Annotated in this window: 3 protein-coding genes; 2 read left to right on the top strand and 1 reads right to left on the bottom strand. The window is 61.7% G+C overall.

Translation table 11 applies throughout. The annotated features are described in order from the left end of the window. On the bottom strand, window positions 1–572 hold a 572-nt coding region (locus VJ307_04360), incomplete at its 3' end, for an MBL fold metallo-hydrolase (protein HJX73368.1). A gap of 233 nt (window positions 573–805) precedes the next feature. On the opposite strand from VJ307_04360, the gene VJ307_04365 reads away from it, so the two are divergent. Both VJ307_04365 and VJ307_04370 read left to right on the top strand, forming a co-directional pair. After that, a complete protein-coding gene (locus tag VJ307_04365) occupies window positions 806–1,525 on the top strand; it encodes a response regulator transcription factor (GenBank protein ID HJX73369.1) in 720 nt (239 codons plus the stop codon). Window positions 1,526–1,528: 3 nt separating this feature from the next. Then, a partial coding sequence (locus VJ307_04370; protein ID HJX73370.1) for an ATP-binding protein occupies window positions 1,529–2,993 on the top strand: 1,465 nt, incomplete at its 3' end.

Genomic DNA, 2,993 nt, shown 5'->3' on the forward strand with positions numbered 1-2,993 from the left:
GGGGAGGAGTTCAGCAATTGCGTCGACTGGAAGTCGACCATCGCCTTCCGGGCCTTTCCGACCACGTCGGATTCGGTCAGCGGCTCCACGTCGCCTCCGTGGAGAAACAGGTCCGAACAGAACAGCGTACGGTTCGTCTCCTCGAAGAGCATGCCCGCGTCCCAGGAGTGCGGCAGGTGGTGCGTCGCGTAGAGGCGGAACCGATATTTCCCGGTTTTGAGCGCGTCCTCCGGAAGGATCCAGCGAGGCGCTCTGGTAGCGAAATCGGTGACGTTGACAAGCGCCGCCACGACCGTGCAGAGCGGTTGCGCCTGCGGGGCCGCCTGGAGCCACTCGTTCAGCGATCCGCACTCGTCCGACTCGAAATGGCTGAAACTGATCCACCGGATCGATGCGGGATCGACGACCCGTGAAACGGCTTCCTTCACGAGCGCAAACTCGCCCTTCATTCCGGTGTGAAAGAGCAGCGGCTCGTCGTCCTTGACGAGGAACTGATTGAACTGAAGCTTATAGTTGGCGTTGTAGGTCGAAATGCGGTAGACGTCCGGGGCGATCTCGGTGACGTTCGTCATGATTCCCTCCGTAAGCGAAACGATTGGCAACCGGCTGCGGCTTTGCGCCGATCCCGTGTGAAATTGGTCCGGCCGATTCCCACGTCGAACTCCCTGCTCCAGATCACGACGATGTCATATTCGTTGCGATTCGTCACGGGATTCCCGCTATTGTTACCATCACGAAACGGTTGTATTGGGATGGCGACGATCGCCGGTCCCGGTTCGGTTACGCCGGAATGGTATGATGGCCCATGTCCCGCAATGTCCTCGTGGTCGAAGACGACAAGGATATCGCCCGCCTGCTGGACCTCCATCTTAAGGACGAGGGATATTCGGTGACCGTCGTATCCGACGGGAAGACGGGGCTTGCGCAGGCTCTCTCGAAGCCCTACGACATCGTCATCCTGGACCTCATCCTCCCCGGGATGGACGGCCTGGAGGTGTGCCGGGGGATTCGAAACCGGAAAGACTACACGCCGATCCTGATGCTGACCGCGAAGTCGACGGATGTGGACCGGATCGTGGGGCTGGAGATGGGGGCGGATGACTACCTCACGAAACCGTTCAACGTCCGCGAGCTCCTGGCCAGGGTGAAGGCCCTTTTCCGCAGGGTGGAAGCGCTTCGAGCGAAGGATCCGGCGGCGCCGGGGAAGAGGATCGAGTCGGGCGACCTGGTGATCGACCCGGAAAAACGGAGGGTGACCGTGGAAGGGAACCCCGTGCATCTCACCGCGCGGGAATTCGAACTTCTGCAGGAATTCGCCCGCCATCCCGGCCGGGTGTACACACGAGCCCAGCTCCTGGACAAGGTCTGGGGATACAGCTATCAAGGGTATGAACACACCGTGAACTCCCACATCAACCGGCTACGGGAAAAGATCGAGAAGAACCCTGCCAAACCTCGGTACATCCTCACGGTGCGGGGGGTCGGCTACCGGTTTGCCGAACCCGGGGATCGGGAAACGGGGTAGCGGGTGTTCAAGACGCTTTACGGAAAGCTCTCCGCTGTTCTGCTCCTGTTGTTTTTCGGCATCGGGATCCTGTTCGTCCTGCTGACCCTCTTCACGACGCGCGTCCATCTCCAGGAGATGACGCAGAAGCTCAACCGTTCCCTCGCGCGACACATCGCCTCGGAGACCCCCCTGATCGAGAACGGTCGCGTGAAGGAAGGCGCGATCGGGCAGATCTTCCATATGCTGATGGCCGTCCATCCCGGCATCGAAGTGTACCTGCTCGACAAGGAGGGCGGGATTCTTGCCTATTCCGCCCCTCCCGGCAAGGTGAAACGAGAGCGGGTTTCCCTTTCGCCCCTGAAGAAGTTCCTCAGCGAAACGGAGGCGCTTCCCATCCTGGGAGACGATCCGCGCAACCCCGAAAAACGGAAAGTATTCTCCGTCGCTCCGGTCCCTCCGGAAGGGCCCGTGGAAGGGTATCTCTACGTCATCTTGAGCGGGGAGGAGGTCGACACGGTCTCCCGGATGCTCCATGGGAGCTACATCCTGAGGCTTAGCACCTTTGCCGCCGCGGGCGGGGTGCTCTTCGCCCTCCTTGCCGGCCTGCTCCTTTTCTTCCGGCTTACCTACCGGCACCGAAGGTTGGCGAAGGCCGTGGAGGAGTTCCAGCGGAGCGGGTTTTCGGATGACCCGAAGATTTTCGGCCGGTTCGACGTTGGCAAGGGGGATGAGATCGAGCGGCTGGGAGCCGCCTTCCGGCAGATGGCGGACCGGATCGCCCAGCAGATCCGGGACCTGCGCCAGGCCGACAACCTTCGGCGGGAATTGATTACCCACGTCTCCCACGATCTGCGCACGCCGCTGACCTCCCTCCAGGGATACCTCGAAACGCTCTCCCTGAAAGAGGGCGGGCTTTCCCCCGGGGATCGGAAGGAGTATCTGCGGGTTGCCATAAGCCACTGCCGGCGGCTCTCCACGCTGGTTTCGTCGCTGTTCGAACTCTCCATGCTCGATTCCCCCGATGTCGCGATCCGGAAAGAGCGGTTTTCACTGGGCGACCTTGCCCAGGACGTCCTGCAGAAGTTCCGGCTCGACGCGGAGGAGAAAAAGATCCGTCTGTCCATGCGGATCGCGGAAGGGATCCCGTTCGTCTTCGCCGACATCGGCCTGATCGAGCGGGTTCTGCAGAACCTGGTCGGCAACGCCCTGCGGCACACCCCGGAAGACGGGGAAATCATCATTTCCGCGGAAGAGAAGGACGCGGGGTTGACCGTCCGTGTTTCGGATACGGGTTGCGGCATTCCCCCCGAGCGGCTTTCCCGTCTTTTCGACCCGATCCCGGGAAAATACGGAGACGCGGGGAAGGGCGGGGAAGGCGCGGGCTTGGGCCTGGTCATCGCCCGCAGAATCCTCGAACTGCACGGAAGCGACCTGAAGGTCGAAAGCGCAGTCGACGCCGGGTCGACGTTCGAGTTCACCTTGCCGG

The sequence above is a fragment of the Candidatus Deferrimicrobiaceae bacterium genome (assembly GCA_035256765.1).
Lineage (GTDB): Bacteria > Desulfobacterota > Deferrimicrobia > Deferrimicrobiales > Deferrimicrobiaceae > CSP1-8.

Bases quoted from the DNA above. Each gene is read 5' to 3' on its own strand.
- VJ307_04365 (HJX73369.1), top strand. From the start codon at position 806: ATGTCCCGCAATGTCCTCGTGGTCGAAGACGACAAGGATATCGCCCGC.